The 17,643-nt window shown below is 68.9% G+C and carries 17 protein-coding genes and 1 pseudogene; 13 read left to right on the top strand and 5 right to left on the bottom strand.

All coding sequences use genetic code 11. The features are described from left to right. Position 1: 1 nt before the first annotated feature. The 5 genes from RNZ50_17795 to folD all read left to right on the top strand — a co-directional run bounded on the left by RNZ50_17795 (position 2) and on the right by folD (position 4,450). The gene (locus RNZ50_17795) at positions 2 to 790 is read left to right on the top strand and encodes a methyltransferase domain-containing protein (GenBank protein ID MDT8856849.1); all 789 of its coding nucleotides are present in this window, start codon (positions 2 to 4) and stop codon (positions 788 to 790) included. Between the two features lie 3 nt (positions 791 to 793). Beyond that, entirely contained in the window at positions 794 to 1,393 is a 600-nt protein-coding gene (locus RNZ50_17790) for a sulfurase (GenBank protein MDT8856848.1), read from the top strand. 127 nt (positions 1,394 to 1,520) lie between these two features. Beyond that, on the top strand, positions 1,521 to 3,197 hold the full coding sequence (locus RNZ50_17785; GenBank protein ID MDT8856847.1) for a formate--tetrahydrofolate ligase: 1,677 nt from the start codon (positions 1,521 to 1,523) through the stop codon (positions 3,195 to 3,197). A gap of 63 nt (positions 3,198 to 3,260) precedes the next feature. Next, positions 3,261 to 3,563, top strand: coding sequence for a chorismate mutase (locus RNZ50_17780; GenBank protein MDT8856846.1), 303 nt, complete (start codon positions 3,261 to 3,263; stop codon positions 3,561 to 3,563). Further along, positions 3,560 to 4,450, top strand: coding sequence for a bifunctional methylenetetrahydrofolate dehydrogenase/methenyltetrahydrofolate cyclohydrolase FolD (gene folD / locus RNZ50_17775; protein MDT8856845.1), 891 nt, complete (start codon positions 3,560 to 3,562; stop codon positions 4,448 to 4,450). The genes RNZ50_17780 and folD overlap by 4 nt, the downstream gene beginning before the upstream one ends. On the opposite strand, the gene pdeM is transcribed toward folD, so the two are convergent. Together pdeM and RNZ50_17765 are read right to left on the bottom strand one after the other, a co-directional pair. Continuing rightward, positions 4,447 to 5,100, bottom strand: coding sequence for a ligase-associated DNA damage response endonuclease PdeM (pdeM, locus tag RNZ50_17770; protein MDT8856844.1), 654 nt, complete (start codon positions 5,098 to 5,100; stop codon positions 4,447 to 4,449). The genes folD and pdeM overlap by 4 nt on opposite strands. 40 nt (positions 5,101 to 5,140) lie before the next feature. Next, positions 5,141 to 7,546 (bottom strand): ligase-associated DNA damage response DEXH box helicase, encoded by a 2,406-nt coding sequence (locus RNZ50_17765; protein MDT8856843.1) that lies wholly within the window; start codon positions 7,544 to 7,546, stop codon positions 5,141 to 5,143. Between the two features lie 93 nt (positions 7,547 to 7,639). Here RNZ50_17765 and RNZ50_17760 point away from each other — a divergent pair, with 93 nt between their 5' ends. The 4 genes from RNZ50_17760 to RNZ50_17745 all read left to right on the top strand — a co-directional run bounded on the left by RNZ50_17760 (position 7,640) and on the right by RNZ50_17745 (position 11,613). Then, the gene (locus RNZ50_17760) at positions 7,640 to 8,452 is read left to right on the top strand and encodes a TIGR00282 family metallophosphoesterase (GenBank protein ID MDT8856842.1); all 813 of its coding nucleotides are present in this window, start codon (positions 7,640 to 7,642) and stop codon (positions 8,450 to 8,452) included. Between the two features lie 223 nt (positions 8,453 to 8,675). Continuing rightward, positions 8,676 to 10,454: an SLC13 family permease gene (locus RNZ50_17755; protein MDT8856841.1), complete on the top strand. Its 1,779-nt coding sequence runs from the start codon at positions 8,676 to 8,678 to the stop codon at positions 10,452 to 10,454. A 1-nt stretch (position 10,455) separates the two neighbouring features. Continuing rightward, positions 10,456 to 10,779 carry a hypothetical protein gene (locus RNZ50_17750; protein MDT8856840.1) on the top strand — a complete coding sequence of 108 codons (324 nt, stop codon included), beginning with the start codon at positions 10,456 to 10,458 and terminating at the stop codon, positions 10,777 to 10,779. An 87-nt stretch (positions 10,780 to 10,866) separates the two neighbouring features. Beyond that, complete coding sequence (locus RNZ50_17745) at positions 10,867 to 11,613, top strand: YebC/PmpR family DNA-binding transcriptional regulator (GenBank protein MDT8856839.1); 747 nt, start codon at positions 10,867 to 10,869, stop codon at positions 11,611 to 11,613. Between the two features lie 56 nt (positions 11,614 to 11,669). Here RNZ50_17745 and RNZ50_17740 read toward each other — a convergent pair whose 3' ends face one another. Beyond that, entirely contained in the window at positions 11,670 to 12,035 is a 366-nt protein-coding gene (locus RNZ50_17740) for a hypothetical protein (protein ID MDT8856838.1), read from the bottom strand. 124 nt (positions 12,036 to 12,159) lie between these two features. Here RNZ50_17740 and RNZ50_17735 point away from each other — a divergent pair. The 4 genes and pseudogenes from RNZ50_17735 to RNZ50_17720 all read left to right on the top strand — a co-directional run bounded on the left by RNZ50_17735 (position 12,160) and on the right by RNZ50_17720 (position 15,181). Beyond that, positions 12,160 to 12,757: pseudogene (locus RNZ50_17735) on the top strand (LysE/ArgO family amino acid transporter). Between the two features lie 43 nt (positions 12,758 to 12,800). Continuing rightward, positions 12,801 to 13,721, top strand: coding sequence for a DMT family transporter (locus RNZ50_17730; protein MDT8856837.1), 921 nt, complete (start codon positions 12,801 to 12,803; stop codon positions 13,719 to 13,721). A gap of 132 nt (positions 13,722 to 13,853) precedes the next feature. Continuing rightward, on the top strand, positions 13,854 to 14,849 hold the full coding sequence (locus RNZ50_17725) for a DnaJ C-terminal domain-containing protein (GenBank protein ID MDT8856836.1): 996 nt from the start codon (positions 13,854 to 13,856) through the stop codon (positions 14,847 to 14,849). Then, entirely contained in the window at positions 14,846 to 15,181 is a 336-nt protein-coding gene (locus tag RNZ50_17720) for a hypothetical protein (protein ID MDT8856835.1), read from the top strand. The genes RNZ50_17725 and RNZ50_17720 overlap by 4 nt, the downstream gene beginning before the upstream one ends. Here the strand turns inward: RNZ50_17720 and RNZ50_17715 are convergent. Further along, positions 15,172 to 16,716 carry a phospholipase D family protein gene (locus RNZ50_17715; protein MDT8856834.1) on the bottom strand — a complete coding sequence of 515 codons (1,545 nt, stop codon included), beginning with the start codon at positions 16,714 to 16,716 and terminating at the stop codon, positions 15,172 to 15,174. The two genes, RNZ50_17720 and RNZ50_17715, sit on opposite strands and share 10 nt — an antisense overlap. Beyond that, positions 16,716 to 17,441 carry an endonuclease/exonuclease/phosphatase family protein gene (locus RNZ50_17710; GenBank protein MDT8856833.1) on the bottom strand — a complete coding sequence of 242 codons (726 nt, stop codon included), beginning with the start codon at positions 17,439 to 17,441 and terminating at the stop codon, positions 16,716 to 16,718. The genes RNZ50_17715 and RNZ50_17710 overlap by 1 nt, the downstream gene beginning before the upstream one ends. Positions 17,442 to 17,643 lie beyond the last annotated feature (202 nt).

Here is a 17,643-nt window from a genome sequence, read left to right as displayed (position 1 = left end):
TGTGACGGCCGAACCACTGGCACATGACTGGGACCCCGAAACCTACGCCAGGTTTCGGGGTCTGCGTTTGCGCCCGGCACTGGATCTGCTGGCGCAGGTGGGGCCGCTGCCCGAGGGGGCGGTGGTCGATCTGGGCTGCGGCACCGGGTCGGTCGGTGCGGCGCTGGCCGAACGGTTTGGCGACCGCCAGCGGATCGGGCTGGACGCCTCGCCCGCGATGCTGGCCAAGGCGGCGGAAACCGGCGCCTACCACAGCCTGATGGAGGCCGATCTGGCAGGATGGCAACCCGAGGTGGCGCCGGCGCTGATCTTTTCCAACGCGGCGCTGCACTGGCTGCCTGATCATGGCGCCCTGCTGCCGCAACTGGCGGGCTGGCTGGCGCCGGGCGGCGTGCTGGCGGTGCAGATGCCGCGCCAGTTCAACGCACCCTCGCACCGCTTCCTGCGCGACATTGCGGCGGCGATGTTTCCCGACCGTTTCGATTTTGCCCATGAAGAGGCGCCGGTGAAGCCTGCCGTGGCCTATTGGCAGATGCTGGCCCCGCTGGGGCAGGTGACGGCCTGGGAAACCGATTATGTGCAATGGCTTGACCCGGTGGACGATGGCCATCCGGTGCGCCGCTTCACCGAAGGCACCGCGCTGCGCCCGATTGCGGAAAAGCTGGACCGGGCAGAACTGGCGGCGTTTCTGGCGGCCTATGACACGGCGCTTGGGTCGGCCTATCCCGTGCTGGCCGACGGGGCGGCGCTGTTCCCGTTCCGCCGCTGTTTCTTCGTGCTGACGGTGTAGGACTTGCCCGCGCTGCTGCCGACCGGGTTTCACGGCACGATCACCTGGCTGGGGCTGGTGCCCGACCGCAAGGCGGCGCTGGCGTCGCTGCCGGTTCAAAGCCTGATCGCGGGTTTTGCCGGGCCCGAGGGCGAGGCCCATGGCGGGCTGACCCGGCCCGCCTGTTCGCGCGTTGCCCGGCAGTACAGGCGCGGCACCCCGATCCGCAACACGCGGCAGTTTTCCCTGATGGGGGCCGAGGATCTGGCGGCGATGGCTGCCGCGATGGGGCTGGCGGCGCTCGACCCCGCGTTGCTTGGCACCGGCGTGGTGATCGCGGGCATTCCCGATTTCAGCCACATCCCGCCATCTTCGCGGCTACAGGCCGAAGGCGGGGCGACGCTGGTGGTCGACATGGAAAACCGACCCTGCACGCTGCCCGCGCGCGAGATCGAGGCGCTGCACCCCGGCCATGGCCGCACCTTCAAGCCGGCTGCCGTGGGGCGGCGCGGCGTCACGGCATGGGTGGAGGCCGAGGGGATGCTGCGCCTTGGCCAGCGCGTGACCCTGCATGTGCCCGACCAGCCGGCCTGGGCGCATCTGGAGACCGCACGGCGCGGCTGACCGGCCACCCGTTGCAAGGTGGCGTTTTTTCGGGCGGAATGTCGGTTTTTCCCCTGCCATCAACGGGCCGGGCCGGTATAGCGTGACAAAAGGGCGCGGCACGAACCAGCGCCCAAGGGAGAGAGACATGGCCTTCAAGACCGACATCGAGATTGCCCGCGATGCCACCAAGCTGCCGATCATGGAAATCGGCGCGCGCCTCGGCATCCCGGCCGCCGACCTGCTGCCCTACGGCCACGACAAGGCCAAGGTCGGGCAGAGCTTCATCAAGGGGCTGGAGGGGCGGACGCTGGGCAAGCTGATCCTGGTGACGGCAATCAACCCCACCCCGGCGGGCGAGGGCAAGACCACGACGACCGTCGGCCTTGGCGACGGGCTGAACCGGATCGGCAAGAAGGCGATCATCTGCATCCGCGAGGCAAGCCTTGGCCCGAACTTCGGCATGAAGGGCGGGGCGGCGGGTGGCGGCCATGCCCAGGTGGTGCCGATGGAAGAGATGAACCTGCATTTCACCGGCGACTTTCACGCCATCACCTCGGCGCACAACCTGCTGGCGGCGATGATCGACAACCACATCTACTGGGGCAACGCGTTGGAGATCGACGCCCGCCGCATTGTCTGGCGCCGGGTGATGGACATGAACGACCGGGCGTTGCGCGACATCGTGGTGAACCTTGGCGGCGTGTCGAACGGCTTTCCGCGCCAGACCGGATTTGACATCACGGTGGCGTCGGAGGTCATGGCGATCCTGTGCCTTGCCAACGATCTGGCCGACCTGCAACGGCGGCTGGGCAGCATCGTGGTGGCCTATACCCGCGACAAGCGGCCGATCTTTGCGCGCGACCTGCAGGCCGACGGCGCGATGACGGTGCTGTTGAAGGACGCGATGCAGCCCAATCTGGTGCAGACGCTGGAGAACAACCCGGCCTTCGTGCATGGCGGGCCGTTTGCCAACATCGCGCATGGCTGCAATTCGGTGATCGCCACCACCACGGCGCTGCGGCTGGGCGACTATGTGGTGACCGAGGCCGGTTTCGGCGCCGATCTGGGGGCCGAGAAGTTCTTCGACATCAAGTGCCGCAAGGCCGGGCTGAAACCGGCGGCGGCGGTGATCGTGGCGACGGTGCGCGCCATGAAGATGAACGGCGGCGTGGCCAAGGCCGATCTGGCGGCCGAGAACGTGGCGGCGGTGCAGGCGGGCTGCCCGAACCTTGGCCGCCACATCGCCAACGTCAAGGGCTTCGGGGTGCCGGTGGTGGTGGCGGTCAACCATTTCCACAGCGACACCGAGGCCGAGATACAGGCCGTGAAGGCCTATGTCGCGGCGCAGGGGGCCGAGGCGATCCTGTGCCGCCACTGGGCGCAGGGCTCTGCGGGCATCGAGGATCTGGCGCACAAGGTGGTGCAGCTGGCCGAGGGCGGCGGGGCGAACTTCGCGCCGCTCTACCCCGACGAGATGCCGCTGTTCGAGAAGATGGAAACCATCGCCAAGCGCATCTACCACGCCGAGCATGTGATTGCCGACCACACCATCCACGACCAGCTGCGCGCATGGGAGGCGGCGGGCTATGGCCACCTGCCGGTCTGCATGGCCAAGACGCAATACAGCTTCAGCGCCGATTCCAACCTGCGCGGCGCGCCGACCGGGCATTCGATTCCGGTGCGCGAGGTGCGGCTGTCGGCCGGGGCGGGCTTTGTCGTGGCGATCTGCGGCGAGATCATGACGATGCCGGGCCTGCCGCGCGCGCCTTCGGCCGAGGTGATCGGGCTGAACGACGCGGGGCAGGTCGAGGGGTTGTTCTGACGCGTTGTCCTTTGGCGCGTTGCGTCGTAAGAGGCGCCATCCTTTCTGATGACGAGGCGCAAGATGAAAACCCCGGCAGAATGCACGACGATGGCCGAGCTTCGGGCCGAGATCGACCGGCTGGACGAGGAACTGGTGGCGCTGTTCGCGCAGCGCGTCGGCTACATCGACCGGGCGGTCGAGATCAAGACCGAGGTCGGCCTTCCCGCCCGGATCGGCAGCCGGGTGGAAGAGGTGATCGCCAACGTGCGGCGCCATGCGACGAGCCACGGGCTGCCGCCCGACAAGCTTGAAAAGCTGTGGCGCAAGCTGGTCGACTGGTCGATCGAGCGCGAGGAAAGCCATCTGGGGAAGGACGAGGAATGACCGCAGGACTGATCGACGGCAAGGCCTTTGCGGCGCGGGTTCGGGCGCGGGTGGGCGCCCATGTGGCACGGCTGGCGGCCGACCACGGGCTGAGGCCGGGGCTGGCGGTGGTTCTGGTGGGCGAAGACCCGGCTTCGCAGGTCTATGTGGGCGCCAAGGGCAAGCAGACGGTCGAGGTCGGGATGGTCTCGATCGAACACAAGCTGCCTGCCGACACGTCCGAGGCCGATCTGCTGGCGCTGATCGCGCGGCTGAACGCCGATCCGGAAATCCACGGCATTCTCGTGCAGTTGCCGCTGCCTGCTCATCTGGATTCCGATCTGGTGATCAATGCGATCAACCCGGCGAAGGACGTTGACGGCTTTCACATATCGAACGTCGGGCTGCTGGGCACCGGGCAGAAGAGCATGGTGCCCTGCACGCCGCTGGGCTGCCTGATGATGCTGCGCGACCTGCACGGCAGCCTGTCGGGGATGAACGCGGTGGTGGTCGGGCGCAGCAACATCGTCGGCAAGCCGATGGCGCAACTGCTGCTGGGGGAAAGCTGCACGGTGACCATTGCGCACAGCCGGACCCGCGATCTGGCGGCGGTCTGTCGTGGCGCCGACATTCTGGTGGCGGCGGTGGGGCGGCCCGAGATGATCACCGGCGACTATGTGAAGCCGGGGGCGACGGTGATCGACGTGGGCATCAACCGGGTGGAGCGTGACGGCAAGATGCGGCTGGTGGGGGATGTCGATTTCGCGTCTGCGTCGCTGGTGGCGGGGGCCATTACCCCGGTGCCGGGCGGCGTGGGGCCGATGACGATTGCCTGCCTGCTGGCAAATACCGTGACCGCCTGCTGCCGGGCGCACGGGTTGCCGGAACCCGAGGGGCTGACGGTCTAGCGCCGCGGCATCGGCAGGGGGATGGCGCGCGAGCCGGTCAGGATCGCCAGCGCGTTCTGCGCCATCAGCGCGGCAAGGGCCGGATCGTGGCACCACAGGCCCCCGGTATAGGTGCCGTAGGCGGGCAGGATCAGGCGGTCGGCATCCAGCAGGAAACAGGGCCGCGCCTGCCCGGCAAGGCGGGCCTTGGGGTGGTAGTGGCCGGAAACCTCCGCCCGCGCGCCGGGTTCGGCGATGTGGCGGAAGGTCAGCGGCGGCAGGTGCGCCTCGGCGCGGTGGCTGCCGCCAAGGTCGAGCGGGCCGGGGTCGTGGTTGCCCAGCACCCACGTCCAGTCGCGCCCCGCCATCAGGCGCGTGAGCCACAGCCGGTCGCTGTCGTCCAACTGCGTCCCGGCATCCAGATCGTCGAAGCTGTCGCCAAGGCAGATCACCCGTGCGGCCCCCGTGACCGCCAGATCGGCATCAAGCCGGGTCAGCGTGGCGCGCACCTCGTAGGGCGGCAAGAGCGCGCCGCCGCGCCGGGCGAGCCGGGCGGACTTGCCGAAATGCAGGTCTGACACCACCAGCAGCCCCGCATCGGGCCAGTGCAGCGCGCCCGAGGGCAGGGCGATCAGGGCCGTGTCGGCAAGGGTGAAGGCGTGGCCGGTCATGGCGCATCACCTGCCCGAAGGGGGGCCAGCGTGCAAGGGGTCAGGCAAGCCCCGCCGCCTGCATCAGCCGCGCCGCCGCATCGGCCACCAGCCGCTCGCGCCCGGCGCCGACCACCGGAATCCGCCCGGCCTCGAGGAATAGCGGCGCGGCCAGCGGGGTGACGCGGGGCAGGCGCAAACAGTCGATGCCGCCGTCGGGTTGCAGGGCGATGCGGGCCAGCATGCCCTCGATCCGGCCGAAATCGACCAGACCGCGCAGCGCCTCCTCGCGGGTGATTTTCAGCATCAGGTGGCCGGGGTCGTGGCGGCGCAGGGTGTCGTAGAGGATGTCGGAGGAAAACGTCGCCTGCCGCCCCGACTTGCGCCGCCCCTGATGGCTGCGCTCGATCAGGCCCGCGATGATGGCCGAGGCGCGGAAGGTGCGTTTCATCACCGCATTGCCCGCCAGCCAGCCTTCAAGCCCGGCGCGCAGGCGATCGGCGTCGAACAGCGGCAGCGGGTCGGTGACCGGCTCCAGCCCCCAGATCAGGGTGGCGTAGTCGGTGGCGACGAAGCCGAGCGGCGCCAGCCCCTCCTCCTCCATCCGCTTGGTCAGCAGGAGGCCCAGCGTCTGCTGCGCGTTGCGCCCGGCAAACCCGTAGACGCAGAGATGCTCGCGCCCGTCATGCGGGAAGCTTTCGCAGAGCAGGCGGTGGGGTTCCGGCAGGCGGGAAACCTTGCGTTGCAGGGCAAGCCAGGCGGCGGTGTGGGCGGGAAGCTCGGGCCAGGCCGATTGTTGGAAAAGGGCAAGGATTCGCTGGGTCAGCAGGGTGGACGTGGCGAATTTTGTTCCATTGAACACTGCCACGCGCGGGTCGCGGCCGGGGGAGCGGCTGACCTCGACCGTCAGTTCGCGCAGGGATTCGTAGCGCACCACCTCGCCGCCGATCAGGAAGGTGTCGCCGGGGGTCAGGGTTGCGGCGAAGGCTTCCTCGATCTCGCCCAGGGGCAGGCCCGTGCGGCCCTTGAGGCGGACCTTCAGCGTTTCGGTGTCGATGATGGTGCCGATGTTCTGGCGGATGACGGCGGCGCTGCGCGGGTCGCGCAGGTGCCACAGGCCGCCGGTCAGCTTCAGCCGCTGCCAGCGGTCATAGGCGCGCAGGGCATAGCCGCCGGTGGCGGCGAAATCGAGGCAGGCGCCGAATTCGGCGCGGGTCAGGGCGGTGTAGGGGCCGGCGCTGGTGACCTCGGCGTAGAGCGCAGCGGCGTCGAACGGGGCAGAGGCGGCGCAGATCAGGATGTGCTGGCACAGCACGTCGCGGGGGCCGGGGCCGCGCGGCTCGCCGTCAAGATCATGGTCGCGCACCGCTTGCAGGGCGGCAAGGCATTCCACCACTTCGAAGCGGTTGGCGGGCACCAGGAGCGCCTTCGATGGCGCGTTGTAGCGGTGGTTGGCCCGCCCGATGCGCTGCACCAGCCGCTTGACGTTCTTCGGCGCGCCGACCTGGATCACCAGATCGACATCGCCCCAGTCGATGCCGAGGTCGAGCGAGCCGGTGCAGACGATGGCGCGCAACTGCCCGGTCACCATCGCCGCCTCGACCCGTTCGCGCTGTTCGCGCGACAGGCTGCCGTGGTGGATGCCGATCGGCAGGCCGTCGTCGTTCTGCATCCAGAGGTCGCGGAAAAAGAGTTCGGCCTGCGCCCGGGTGTTGTGGAAGATCAGGGTGGTTCGGTGGGCGCGCACCTGATCCAGGATTGCCGGGATGGCGTGGCGACCGCCACCCCCGGCCCAGGGCGGCGGGGCGGTTTCAAGCATCCTAATGTCAGGATCGGGGCCGGGGTCCGCCAGAAGGATGGCGCAGGGGTCCGGGTTGCGCGCCAGAAAGCGGGCGAGGGCGGGCGGGTCTTCGACCGTGGCCGAAAGGCCGACGCGGCGCAGGCCGGGCGACAGGCTTTCCAGCCGCGAAAGGCACAGCATCAACTGGTCGCCGCGCCGCGATTCCGCCAGCGCGTGAATCTCGTCGACGATCACCCGTTGCAGGCCGTGAAAGATGCGCGGCGCATCCTCGTAGGAAAGCAGAAGTGCCAGGCTTTCCGGCGTGGTCAGCAGGATCTGCGGCGGGTCGGCGCGCTGGCGGCGGCGCTGGGTGTAGCTGGTGTCGCCGGTGCGGTCTTCGATGCGGATCGGCAGATTGGCACCTTCGACCGGGGCGCGCAGGTTGCGGCGGATGTCGGCGGTCAGCGCCTTCAGTGGCGAGATGTAGAGCGTGTGCAGCCCCTTGTGCGGCGTGGCAAGCTCGGCCAGCGTGGGCAGGAACCCGGCCAGCGTCTTGCCGCCGCCGGTGGGCGCGATCAAGAGCGTGGCGGGCTTGGCGGCGCGTTCCAGCATCGCCGTCTGATGCGGGTGCAGCGACCAGCCTTTGGCGGCGAACCAGTCGGAAAGGGCGGGGGGAAACGGGGTCATCCTGCATAGGTAGGGCGGCGTGCGCCCGGGGGAAAGCGGCGGAATGCAGGATTCATCTTGCCCTTCGCCCTGTCGCCGCCTATCCCCGGTGCCATGAAGATCCTTTTCCTTGGCGATGTGATGGGGCGCGCGGGGCGTGCTGCGGTAACCGAACGGCTGCCGACGCTGCGCACCGAATGGGGGCTCGATTTCGTCGTGGTCAACGGCGAGAACGCGACCTCGGGCGTCGGGCTGTCGGCGGACCATGCGCGCGCGCTGCTGGCAGCGGGGGCCGATTGCGTGACGCTGGGCGATCATGCCTTCGACCAGAAGGACATGCTGCAGTTCATCGAGACCGAGCCGCGCGTGCTGCGGCCGCTGAATTACGCCAAGCTGGCCCCCGGCAAGGGCGCGCGGCTGTTCAACGCGACGCAGGGGCGCAAGGTGCTGGTGGCGCAGGTGCTGGGGCAGGTGTTCATGAAACGCCCGTTCGACGACCCGTTCTCGGCCATTGATCCGGTGCTGCGGCAGCATCCGATGGGCGGGCTGGCGCAGGCGGCGGTGGTTGACATGCATTGCGAGGCGACCTCGGAAAAGATGGCGATGGGCCATTGGTGCGACGGGCGGGCGAGTCTGGTGGTGGGCACCCACACCCATATTCCGACCGGCGACGCGCAACTGCTGGAAGGCGGCACGGCCTACCTGAGCGATGCCGGCATGTGCGGCGACTACAATTCGGTGATCGGGATGGACAAGGCCGAACCGATGCGCCGCTTCATCACCGGCATGTCCAAGGGCCGGTTCGAGCCGGCCGAGGGGGCCGCCACGCTGTCGGGCGTCTATGTCGAGACCGACGACCGCACCGGCAAGGCAAACCGCGTCGCGATGATCCGGATCGGCGGGCGGTTGCAGGAAGCGCGGCCCTGAGCCTGCGGCGGCCCGGCATTGCCGGTCTGGCGCTGCGGCGCTGCTGCCCGAACCTTTCGCGCCATGGCAGGTTGACCCCGCCGAGGGTGTTGCGGCCGTGACGGGCAACGCCGCGCCCGCGGAAGTGCCCGTTTCCTGTGCAACCGCGGCCGGAATGCGGCCTGGGCGTTTGACTCCGGAAAAATCTTGGCTAGACACGTCGTGAATTGCAGGAGGACGGGCGTTGATCGGATTGGAACTGTCGCAAGTGACCCAGGCCTGGGTGGCGATTGCGATCCTGGTCGGCATGTTCATCATGTTCCTGCGCGAAACCTATCCGGTCGAGGTGGTGGCGATCGGGGCGGCCGGGTTCATGCTGGTTCTGGGCATCCTGCCGATGCAGTCCGTGACCGGCGTCATGTCGAACAACGCACCCTGGACGATCGCGGCGATGTTCATCATTGTCGGGGGGCTGGTGCGGACCGGTGCGCTGGAGTTCATGTCGGGCCTCGCCGCGCGCCATGTGCAAAGCAGCCCGGCCACGACGCTGATCCTGATGGGGGTCACCATCACCGCGCTTTCGGCCTTCGTGAACAACACGCCGCTGGTGGTGGTGATGATGCCGATCTTCATGCAACTGTCGCGACAACTGTCGGTCTCGCCGTCCAAGCTGATGATTCCGCTCAGTTACATGACCATCCTTGGTGGCACGATGACGCTGGTCGGCACCTCGACCAATCTGGTGGTCGACGGGGTGGCACAGGCCAAGGGGATGGAACCGTTCGGGATCTTCGAGATGACGCCGATCGGGGTTATCGTGGCACTGACCGGGCTGATCTATCTGGCGCTGGGGGCCAAACGACTGCTGCCCGACCGCGATTCGATGTCGTCGCTGCTGAGCGACCGCTCGCGGATGAAGTTCTTCACCGAAGCCGCGGTTCCCGAAGATTCGTCGCTGATCGGCAAGAAGCTGGACGAGATCGACATCTTCAAGCGCGAGGGCGCGCGGGTGATCGACGTGCTGCGCGGCGATGCCAGCCTGCGGCGCGATCTGTCTGCCGTGCAGTTGCAGGGCGGCGACCGGGTCGTGCTGCGCACCGCCATGTCGGAAGTGCTGGGGTTGCAGGCCCACAAGGACCTGCGGATGGTGGACAAGCTGTCCTCGGTGCAGACCTCGACGGTCGAGGTGCTGATCACCCCGGGCTGCCACATGATCGGGCGCAGCCTGGGGTCGATGCGGCTGCGGCGGCGCTATGGCGTCTATCCGCTGGCGGTCCACCGGCGCAACCAGAACATCGGGCGGCAACTGGATGATCTGGTGGTGCAGGTCGGCGACACGCTGCTGCTGGAAGGGGCGATGGCCGACATCCAGAAGCTGGCGAACGACATGGACATGGTCGATGTCGCCCACCCGACCGAGCGCGCCTTCCGCCGCCGTCAGGCCCCGATCGTGATCGCGGTGCTGGCGGGGATCATCCTGCTGTCGGCGATGAACGTGGCCCCGATCCAGGTGCTGGCCTTCGTCGGGGTCGGGATCGTGCTGGTGACCCGCTGCATCGACCCCGACGAGGCGTTCGGCTTTGTCGATGGCCGCCTGATGGGGATGCTGTTCGGGATGCTGGGGGTCGGGGCCGGGCTGGAGCATTCGGGCGCGGTCGAGATGATGGTGAACTGGGTCGCACCGACGCTGCTGGGGCTTTCGCCCTATCTGTTGGTGCTGGTGGTCTATGCCATGACCTCGTTCCTGACGGAAGTTGTGTCGAACAACGCGGTGGCGGTGATCGTGACCCCCGTGGTGATCGGCCTTGCGACCACTCTGGGGGTGGACCCGCGCCCGCTGGTGATGACGGTGATGATCGGCGCCTCGGCCAGTTTTGCCACGCCGATCGGCTATCAGACCAATACGCTGGTTTACGGGCCGGGGGGCTACAAGTTCACGGATTTCATCCGCTTCGGCGTGCCGCTGAATGTCATCTGCATGGTGGTGGTGACGATTGCCATGCCGCTGCTGTATGACTTCTGAGATGCGGGCCGCTTGTATCCTGATGATCTGCGCCCTGGCGGGCTGTGCCGGGGCCGACCCGCGCCCGGTGTCGGTGCGGCTTTCGAACGATGCGCTGGTGGTCGGCCTGTCGGACGGCCGGACCTGCCGCGCCGACCCTGCGCCCGGTTCGGGCCGCATGGAGGCGTGCGGGCTGGACTGGCAGGTGCTGCCCGAGGCCCGGCCCAACCCGTTGCGGCAGGCCTTTGCCGGGCTTTCCGCCGCGCTGGGGCTGGCGGTGACGCCGATGGCAAAGGTCGTGCTGAGCGGCGCGGGCGGGCGCCGGGTCTTCGCCTCGCCGCCTTGACGGGCGCCACCGCGCACGGGCTTGCGGCCCCCCCCGGCGCTGGGATATAGGGCCTGACAGCCGAAATCTGAGGATCGGAGACGGGTCATGGCAGGCCATTCGAAATGGGCGAACATCCAGCACCGCAAGGGCAAGCAGGACAAACTTCGCTCCAAGGCGTTTTCAAAGCTGGCGAAGGAAATCACCGTCGCGGCCAAGATGGGCGACCCCGATCCCGACAAGAACCCGCGCCTGCGGCTGGCGGTCAAGGCGGCCAAGTCGGTTTCGGTGCCCAAGGACGTGATCGACCGCGCGATCAGGAAATCGCAGATGGGCGATTCCGAGGATTATGCGGAAGTGCGCTATGAAGGCTACGGTGCCAACGGCATTGCGATCATCGTCGAGACGATGACCGACAACCTGAACCGCACCGCCAGCAACGTGCGCAGCTATTTCACCAAATGCGGCGGCAACCTGGGCACCACCGGTTCGGTGTCGTTCATGTTCGACAAGATGGGCGAGATCACCTATCCGGCCTCGGCCGGGGATGCCGACACGGTGATGATGGCGGCGCTGGAGGCTGGGGCGGATGACGTGGAATCCGACGAGGACGGCCACTGGATCTATTGCGCCGACACCGCGCTGAGCGAGGTTTCCGACGCGCTGGAAAAGACGCTGGGCGAAAGCACCGAGACCAAGCTGGTCTGGAAGCCGCAGTCGCGCACCGATGTCGATCTGGAAACCGCGACCAAGCTGATGAAGCTGATCGACATGCTGGAAGAGGACGACGACGTGCAGACCGTCACCGGCAACTTCGAGATCCCCGAGGATGTCGCGGCAAAGCTGGAAGGCTGAGCCGGGCTGCACGCCGCGACAGGGCCCCCCTTGCGGGGGCCCTTTGCATTGGCCGGTCAGGCCATGAAATCGAAGCCGGTGGTGAAGGCTTCAAAGCGGTCCACGGTGATGCCCTCGGCAAAGTCGAACATCGCGGTCTTCAGCTGGCCGGGCCGGGTGTCATCGACCACGATCACCAGGTCTTCATACGCGATGCGGGCGTCGCTGCCGCTGCGGGTGATCGTCAGGTCACCGAACCTTGCCGGGCCCTCGATGCAGATCCGGTCGCTGCCGGGCTGGAAATCAAGGATGCGGGCGGCGCCGTCGCCGGGGCGGAACACGAACCAGTCGTTGCCGAAATCGCCGAAACCCGAGTTCTGCGTGAAAGCCAGAGCAAAGGAATACCCCTTTCTGCAAGCGGATGCGCGGAAATCATGCCCCAAATGCCCGCATCATCGACGCGGAGAAGGGGATGCGTCAAGGGGTGGTCGTCGGGACCGGATCGGGGGGCTGGCATGACGGCGCGGCGGCGCGTAGATCGGGGCGCGGGGCCATCGGGGGGCGGGCATGATCGAGGCGGCGGTTGCGGGCTATCTGGTGGCGCTGAGCCTGATTGCGGCCATCGGCGCGCAGAATGCCTTCGTGCTGCGGCAGGGCCTGCGGCGCGAGCATGTCGGCGTGGTGGTTCTGGTCTGTGCCGCCTCGGATGCGGTGCTGATCGCCGCCGGGGTGGCGGGGTTCGGCGCGGTGTCGCAGGCGGTGCCCTGGCTGGGAGAGGCGATGCGCTGGGGCGGGGTTTCTGCTGGTCTATGGCGCGCTGCGGTTCCGCGCGGCGCTGCGCGGGGGCGAGGCGCTGCGCCCCGCGCCGGGCGGGGCGGTGCCGCTGGGCCGGGTGCTGGCGACCTGCCTGCTGCTGACCTGGGCCAACCCGCATGTCTATCTGGACACGCTGGTGCTGCTGGGGTCGATCTCGGCGCAATACGCGCCGCACGGGCTGGCCTTCGGGATGGCGGCGGTGGCGGGGTCTTTCAGCTTTTTCGCGGGCCTGGGCTATGGCGCACGCCTGCTGGGGCCGGTGTTCGCGCGGCCCCGCGCCTGGGTGGTGCTGGAGGTGCTGGTGGGCTGCACCATGTGGGCCATCGCGGCGGGGCTGCTGCTTGGCTGATCCGGGGTTGCGGGCGGCGGCGGGATCGGGCTCTGTCCGGCCCATGACGACGCGCATTCCCCTGCCGCCCGACCTTGGCAACCCGTTGCAGGGCGTGCTGTGGATGCTTGCCTCGGGCCTGAGCTTCGTCGGCGTGACCGGGGTGGTGCGCCATCTGGGCACCGACCTGCCCGCCGCGCAATCGGCCTTCCTGCGCTTCGGCTTCGGGGTGCTGCTGCTGGCACCGACGCTGCTGCCGATGCTGCGGCAGGGTTTCGTGCCGGGCACGCTGGCGCTGTATGGCTGGCGCGGGGCGGTGCATACGGCGGCGGTGGTGTGCTGGTTTTATGCGATGGCGCGGATTCCGGTCGCCGAGGTGACGGCGATCGGCTACCTGAACCCGGTGCTGGTCACGCTGGGCGCCGCGCTGTTCTTCGGCGAGGTGCTGGCGCTGCGGCGGCTGGTGGCGGTGGCCGTGGCGGTGGTGGGCGCGCTGATCGTGCTGCGGCCCGGCGTGCGCGAGGTGACCGACGGCCATCTGGCGCAGATCGCGGCGGCCTTCTTCTTTGCCGGGTCATACCTTTTCGCAAAGCGGCTGACGCAGACCGAAACGGCGGGCCGGGTGGTGGCGATGATGTCGGTGATGGTGACGCTTGGGCTGGCGCCCTTTGCGCTGTGGGTCTGGGTGCCGGTGACGCCGGTGCAGCTCGCCTGGCTGGCGCTGGTGGCGGGTTTTGCGACGCTGGGGCACTATTGCATGACGCGGGCGTTCCGGGCGGCGTCATTGGCGGTGACGCAGCCGGTGACCTTCCTGCAACTGGTGTGGGCGACGCTGCTGGGCGCGCTGGTGTTCGATGAAGGCGTTGACGCCTTTGTGCTGCTGGGCGGCGCGGTCATCATCGGCGCGATCAGCTACATCACCTGGCGCGAGGCGGTGGTGAAGCGCCGCGCCGTGACCCCGGCAGAGCCCGCCACCAAGGGCTGAGGCCCCCGTGCAGCGCAGGGCCGCGAAAGCCCGCATTGCAAGGCGCGGGATTTCCTGTTTCTGTTGGCACAGGCCGTCAGGGCGCGCGGCACCCCGGCGCAAGACTGCCGCAAACCCTGCACGGCAACGGGCATGACCTTTCATACAGACCGGGCACAGATGAGCAATGATCCCTATGCGGCCCTTGGCCTGAAAAAGACGGCCACGGCAGACGACATCAAGAAGGCCTACCGCAAGCTGGTGCGCAGCAGCCACCCCGACCTGCACCCCGACGACAAGGCGGCAGAGGCGCGGTTCAAGGCGATCTCGGCGGCCCATGACCTGCTGAAAGACCCCGCGACCCGGGCGCGGTTCGACGCGGGCGAGATTGACGCGACCGGCGCGGAAAAGCCCGATCGGCGGTTCTATCGCGATTATGCCGGGGCCCAGGGCGGGCCGCAGGGGGCGCAGCGGCGCGGCTTCGAAGGCTATGGCGACCCGTCCGACATCTTTGCCGAGATCCTGCGCCAGCGGGCACAGTCCGGGGCCGACCCGCGCCAGGGCTTCGGGGGGCAGGGCTTTGGCGGGCAGGGCTTCGCCGCCGACGGCCCCGACCTGCGCTTTGCGCTGGAGGTGCCGTTTCTCGATGCGGTGCGCGGTGCAAAGACCCGCATCACCCTGCCCGACGGCGGCCCGATGGAGGTGCAGATCCCGCAGGGCACCGCCGATGGCCAGACGCTGCGCCTGCGCGGCAAGGGGGCGCCCGGCCATGGCGGAGGCAAGCCCGGCGACGCGCTGGTGACGGTGACCCTGCGCCCGCATCCGGTGTTCCAGCGCGACGGCGATGACATCGTGATGGTGCTGCCGATCACCTTTGACGAGGCGGTGCTGGGCGGCAAGGTCACCACGCCCACCATCGACGGGCCGGTGAGCCTGACCATCCCCAGGGGCGCCAGCAGCGGCCGGGTGATGCGCCTGCGCGGCCGGGGCGTGAAGCGGCCGGGGGCCGAACCCGGAGACCAGCGGGTGGAACTGCGCATCATGGCGCCGCCGCAACCCGACCCGGCGCTGGCCGCGTTTCTGGAAGACTGGCGCAAGACCCATTCCTACGACCCGCGTGCCGGGGTCTTCGACGGGATGCCGACATGACCCAGCTTTACTCCGAAGACGAGGTGATGGCCGCCAATCCGCGGCTGACCCGCACCCTGCTGATCGGCTTCATCGAGGCCGAGGTGCTGACCCCGATGCAGGCCGGGGCCGGGCGGTGCTTCAGTTCGGCCGATCTGGCGCGGCTTGACCTGCTGTGCGACCTGGCCGAGCATTTCGAGCTTGAGGGCAACGGGCTGGGCATCGTGATGTCGCTGCTTGACCAGTTGCACGACGCCCGCGCCATGGTGCAGGTGCTGGCCGAGGCGCTGGCCGAAGAACCGGCCGAGGTGCGCGCCCGGGTCGGGGCACGGCTGCTCGCGGCTCAGAGATAGGCCTGGATCGGCAGGTGGCCGACGATCCACGAGGCGGCGCGCCGGGTCCAGGGCGCCTCGGGTTCCACCGCCATCAGCCCCGGCAGGCCGGGGCGCGCCACCACCCAGCGCAAGCCCGCGCCGCCCTGTGTCACCAGCTGGGCATGGTCGGGGGCGCAGAGACGGTCATACATCGCCGCCAGTTCCGCCACCAGTTCGGGCTGCTCGAACAGCAGGCCAAGCTCGGTGTTGGTGGTGGCCGAGCGCAGGTCGAAGTTCAGCGACCCGACCAGCGCCTGCTGCCCGTCGATCAGGAACACCTTTGAATGCAGCACGTCGCGCCTGCGCCCCGGTTTGGCGGGGGGCGAGAATTCATGCACCTCTGCCCCCGCCGCCAGCATCCTGGCGCGGTAATGGCGATAGGCGCCATGCACCACCACCATGTCGGTCGAGGCCAGCGCGTTGGTCAGCAGCCCGACCCGCACCCCGCGCGCGCAAAGGCGGGCCAGACCCTCCATCGCGCCATGGCCCGGCACGAAATAGGGCGTGGTCATCCGCACCTCGTGACGCGCCTCGGTCAGCACCGAGGCGATGGCCTCGGACATCCACGGCGCGGACCGCAGGCCATAGGCCTTGTCGGGCGGGTCGGCCAGCAGGCGCACCCGGTCGGTCCAGCGCAGGCCGGCGGTCAGCCGGGCCGGGCCGTGCCCGTCCAGCGCGGCCGCCCGGAACCGCAGCGCCGGGGGCTCGGCCGCGTGCCGCGCCAGCCTGCGGCGGAAGCGGCCCATCCCCATGTGGAACGACGGCCAGAGCGCCATGATCGGCAGCGACAGCCCGAGGTTCCAGTATCCGTCGAACACCGCCGACACCTCGGCCACCTTGTCGCCCACCAGCATCACGTCGGCATCGACCGAATCGCGGTCGTGGCTTTCCAGCGCGCCGAAATAGGTGTCGCCGATGTTGCGCCCGCCAAGGATCGCCAGCCGCCCGTCTGCGATCCACAGCTTGCCATGCATCCGCCGGTTGAACCGCGACAGGCCCAGCAGCATCTCCGCCACCCGGCGCAGCCAGTGCCCCCGCGACCGGATCGGGTTGAACAGCCGCACCTCGATGCGCGGATGCTGGGTCAGCGCCAGAAAGGTCGGATCATAGCCCTGCACGTTCACGTCATCCAGCAGCAGCCGCACCCGCACGCCGCGGTCGGCGGCGGCCACCAGATCGTCGATCAGCAGCCAGCCGCTGAGATCGGTGCGCCAGATGTAATACATCAGGTCCAGGCTGCGCCCGGCCAGCGCGGCCGAGGTCGACCGCGCCGCGAAGGCCCCCGGATTGTCCAGCAGGTTGCACAGCCCGCTTTGCCCGGGGTGCGCCTGTTCCAGCGGCGCCAGCAGCGCATCGAGCGCGGTTGCCACGGCCCCGCGCCGCAGCGCGGCAGAGGTCGGGCCGCGCGCGCGTTCCAGGAAATGGTGGTAGGATCTATGCACCGCCACCGAGGCCAGCGCGATCAGCGCAGCCAGAACGCCGACCCACACCAGCACATCGACCCCCAGCCCCATCACGCCACCACGTCCTTCGCACGCAGCCGCAGGCGGGCCTTGATCGGCAGATGGTCCGAGGCACGGCGGGCCAGCGGGCTGTCATGCGTCGCCATGTCCAGCAGCGCGCCCTGGATGCAGGTCATCATCCGGTCCAGCGGCAGCAGCGGGTAGCGCGCGGGAAAGCTGCGCACCGCCGGGCCGGGGGTGAAGCGTTCGGCCAGCACCCCCAGCGCCACGCCGCCGCTGGGGCGCCACACGTTCAGGTCGCCCATCAGCAGCGTCGGTCGCGCGTCGAGACCGTCGATCTTGTCCAGCAGCGCGCGGGTCTGCGCCGCGCGCGATCCGGGCAGCAGGCCGAGGTGGGCATTCACCACCCGCAGGCGATGGCCCTTGATCACCAGATCGGTGACCAGCGCGCCGCGCGGCTCCAACCCCGGCAGGTCAAGCTGGTGCACCTGTTCGACCAGCGCGTTGCGCACCAGCAGCAGGTTGCCATGCCAGCCATGGGCCGGCCCCGGCCCCGCCATCGGCACCGGAATCAGCCCGAGGTCGTGGCGCAACCGCTCAAGGTCCAGCAGGCCGGTGCGGGTGCCGAAGCGGGTATCGGCCTCCTGCAGCGCCAGGATGTCGGCGCCGATCTCGCCGATCACCGCCGCGGTGCGCAGCAGGTCGCGGCGCCGGTCGGAGCCGACGCCCTTGTGGATGTTGTAGGATGCGACCGACAGGTCGCCGGTATGCGGCATTGTTCGCGCGGTCCTCTGTCCTCGGGCGGGCCCCTGGCGCCCTTTGTCCGACATGGGGGTGCGGGGCGGTCTTTGCCAAGGGGCATCATCGCCCCGGCATGGAAGTCGCAAGTGTCCGTGATCACAGGGCCGCCGCGACGCCGTCCCCTGGGGGGCTGCGCTGTATTGCCATAGGGGCAAACCCGACGCCACGGTCATTGAT

The organism is Paracoccaceae bacterium Fryx2 (genome assembly GCA_032334235.1).
In the GTDB taxonomy this organism is placed as follows: domain Bacteria; phylum Pseudomonadota; class Alphaproteobacteria; order Rhodobacterales; family Rhodobacteraceae; genus JAVSGI01.
The sequence above is the reverse complement of the archived record's forward strand: the minus strand, read 5'-3'. Positions and strand labels throughout refer to the sequence as shown.

Coding starts and splice junctions, on each gene's coding strand:
- RNZ50_17785 (MDT8856847.1), top strand. CDS start 1,521: ATGGCCTTCAAGACCGACATCGAGATTGCCCGCGATGCCACCAAGCTG.
- RNZ50_17780 (MDT8856846.1), top strand. CDS start 3,261: ATGAAAACCCCGGCAGAATGCACGACGATGGCCGAGCTTCGGGCCGAG.
- folD (MDT8856845.1), top strand. CDS start 3,560: ATGACCGCAGGACTGATCGACGGCAAGGCCTTTGCGGCGCGGGTTCGG.
- pdeM (MDT8856844.1), bottom strand. CDS start 5,100: ATGACCGGCCACGCCTTCACCCTTGCCGACACGGCCCTGATCGCCCTG.
- RNZ50_17765 (MDT8856843.1), bottom strand. CDS start 7,546: ATGACCCCGTTTCCCCCCGCCCTTTCCGACTGGTTCGCCGCCAAAGGC.
- RNZ50_17760 (MDT8856842.1), top strand. CDS start 7,640: ATGAAGATCCTTTTCCTTGGCGATGTGATGGGGCGCGCGGGGCGTGCT.
- RNZ50_17750 (MDT8856840.1), top strand. CDS start 10,456: ATGCGGGCCGCTTGTATCCTGATGATCTGCGCCCTGGCGGGCTGTGCC.
- RNZ50_17745 (MDT8856839.1), top strand. CDS start 10,867: ATGGCAGGCCATTCGAAATGGGCGAACATCCAGCACCGCAAGGGCAAG.
- RNZ50_17730 (MDT8856837.1), top strand. CDS start 12,801: ATGACGACGCGCATTCCCCTGCCGCCCGACCTTGGCAACCCGTTGCAG.
- RNZ50_17725 (MDT8856836.1), top strand. CDS start 13,854: ATGACCTTTCATACAGACCGGGCACAGATGAGCAATGATCCCTATGCG.
- RNZ50_17720 (MDT8856835.1), top strand. CDS start 14,846: ATGACCCAGCTTTACTCCGAAGACGAGGTGATGGCCGCCAATCCGCGG.
- RNZ50_17715 (MDT8856834.1), bottom strand. CDS start 16,716: ATGGGGCTGGGGGTCGATGTGCTGGTGTGGGTCGGCGTTCTGGCTGCG.
- RNZ50_17710 (MDT8856833.1), bottom strand. CDS start 17,441: ATGCCGCATACCGGCGACCTGTCGGTCGCATCCTACAACATCCACAAG.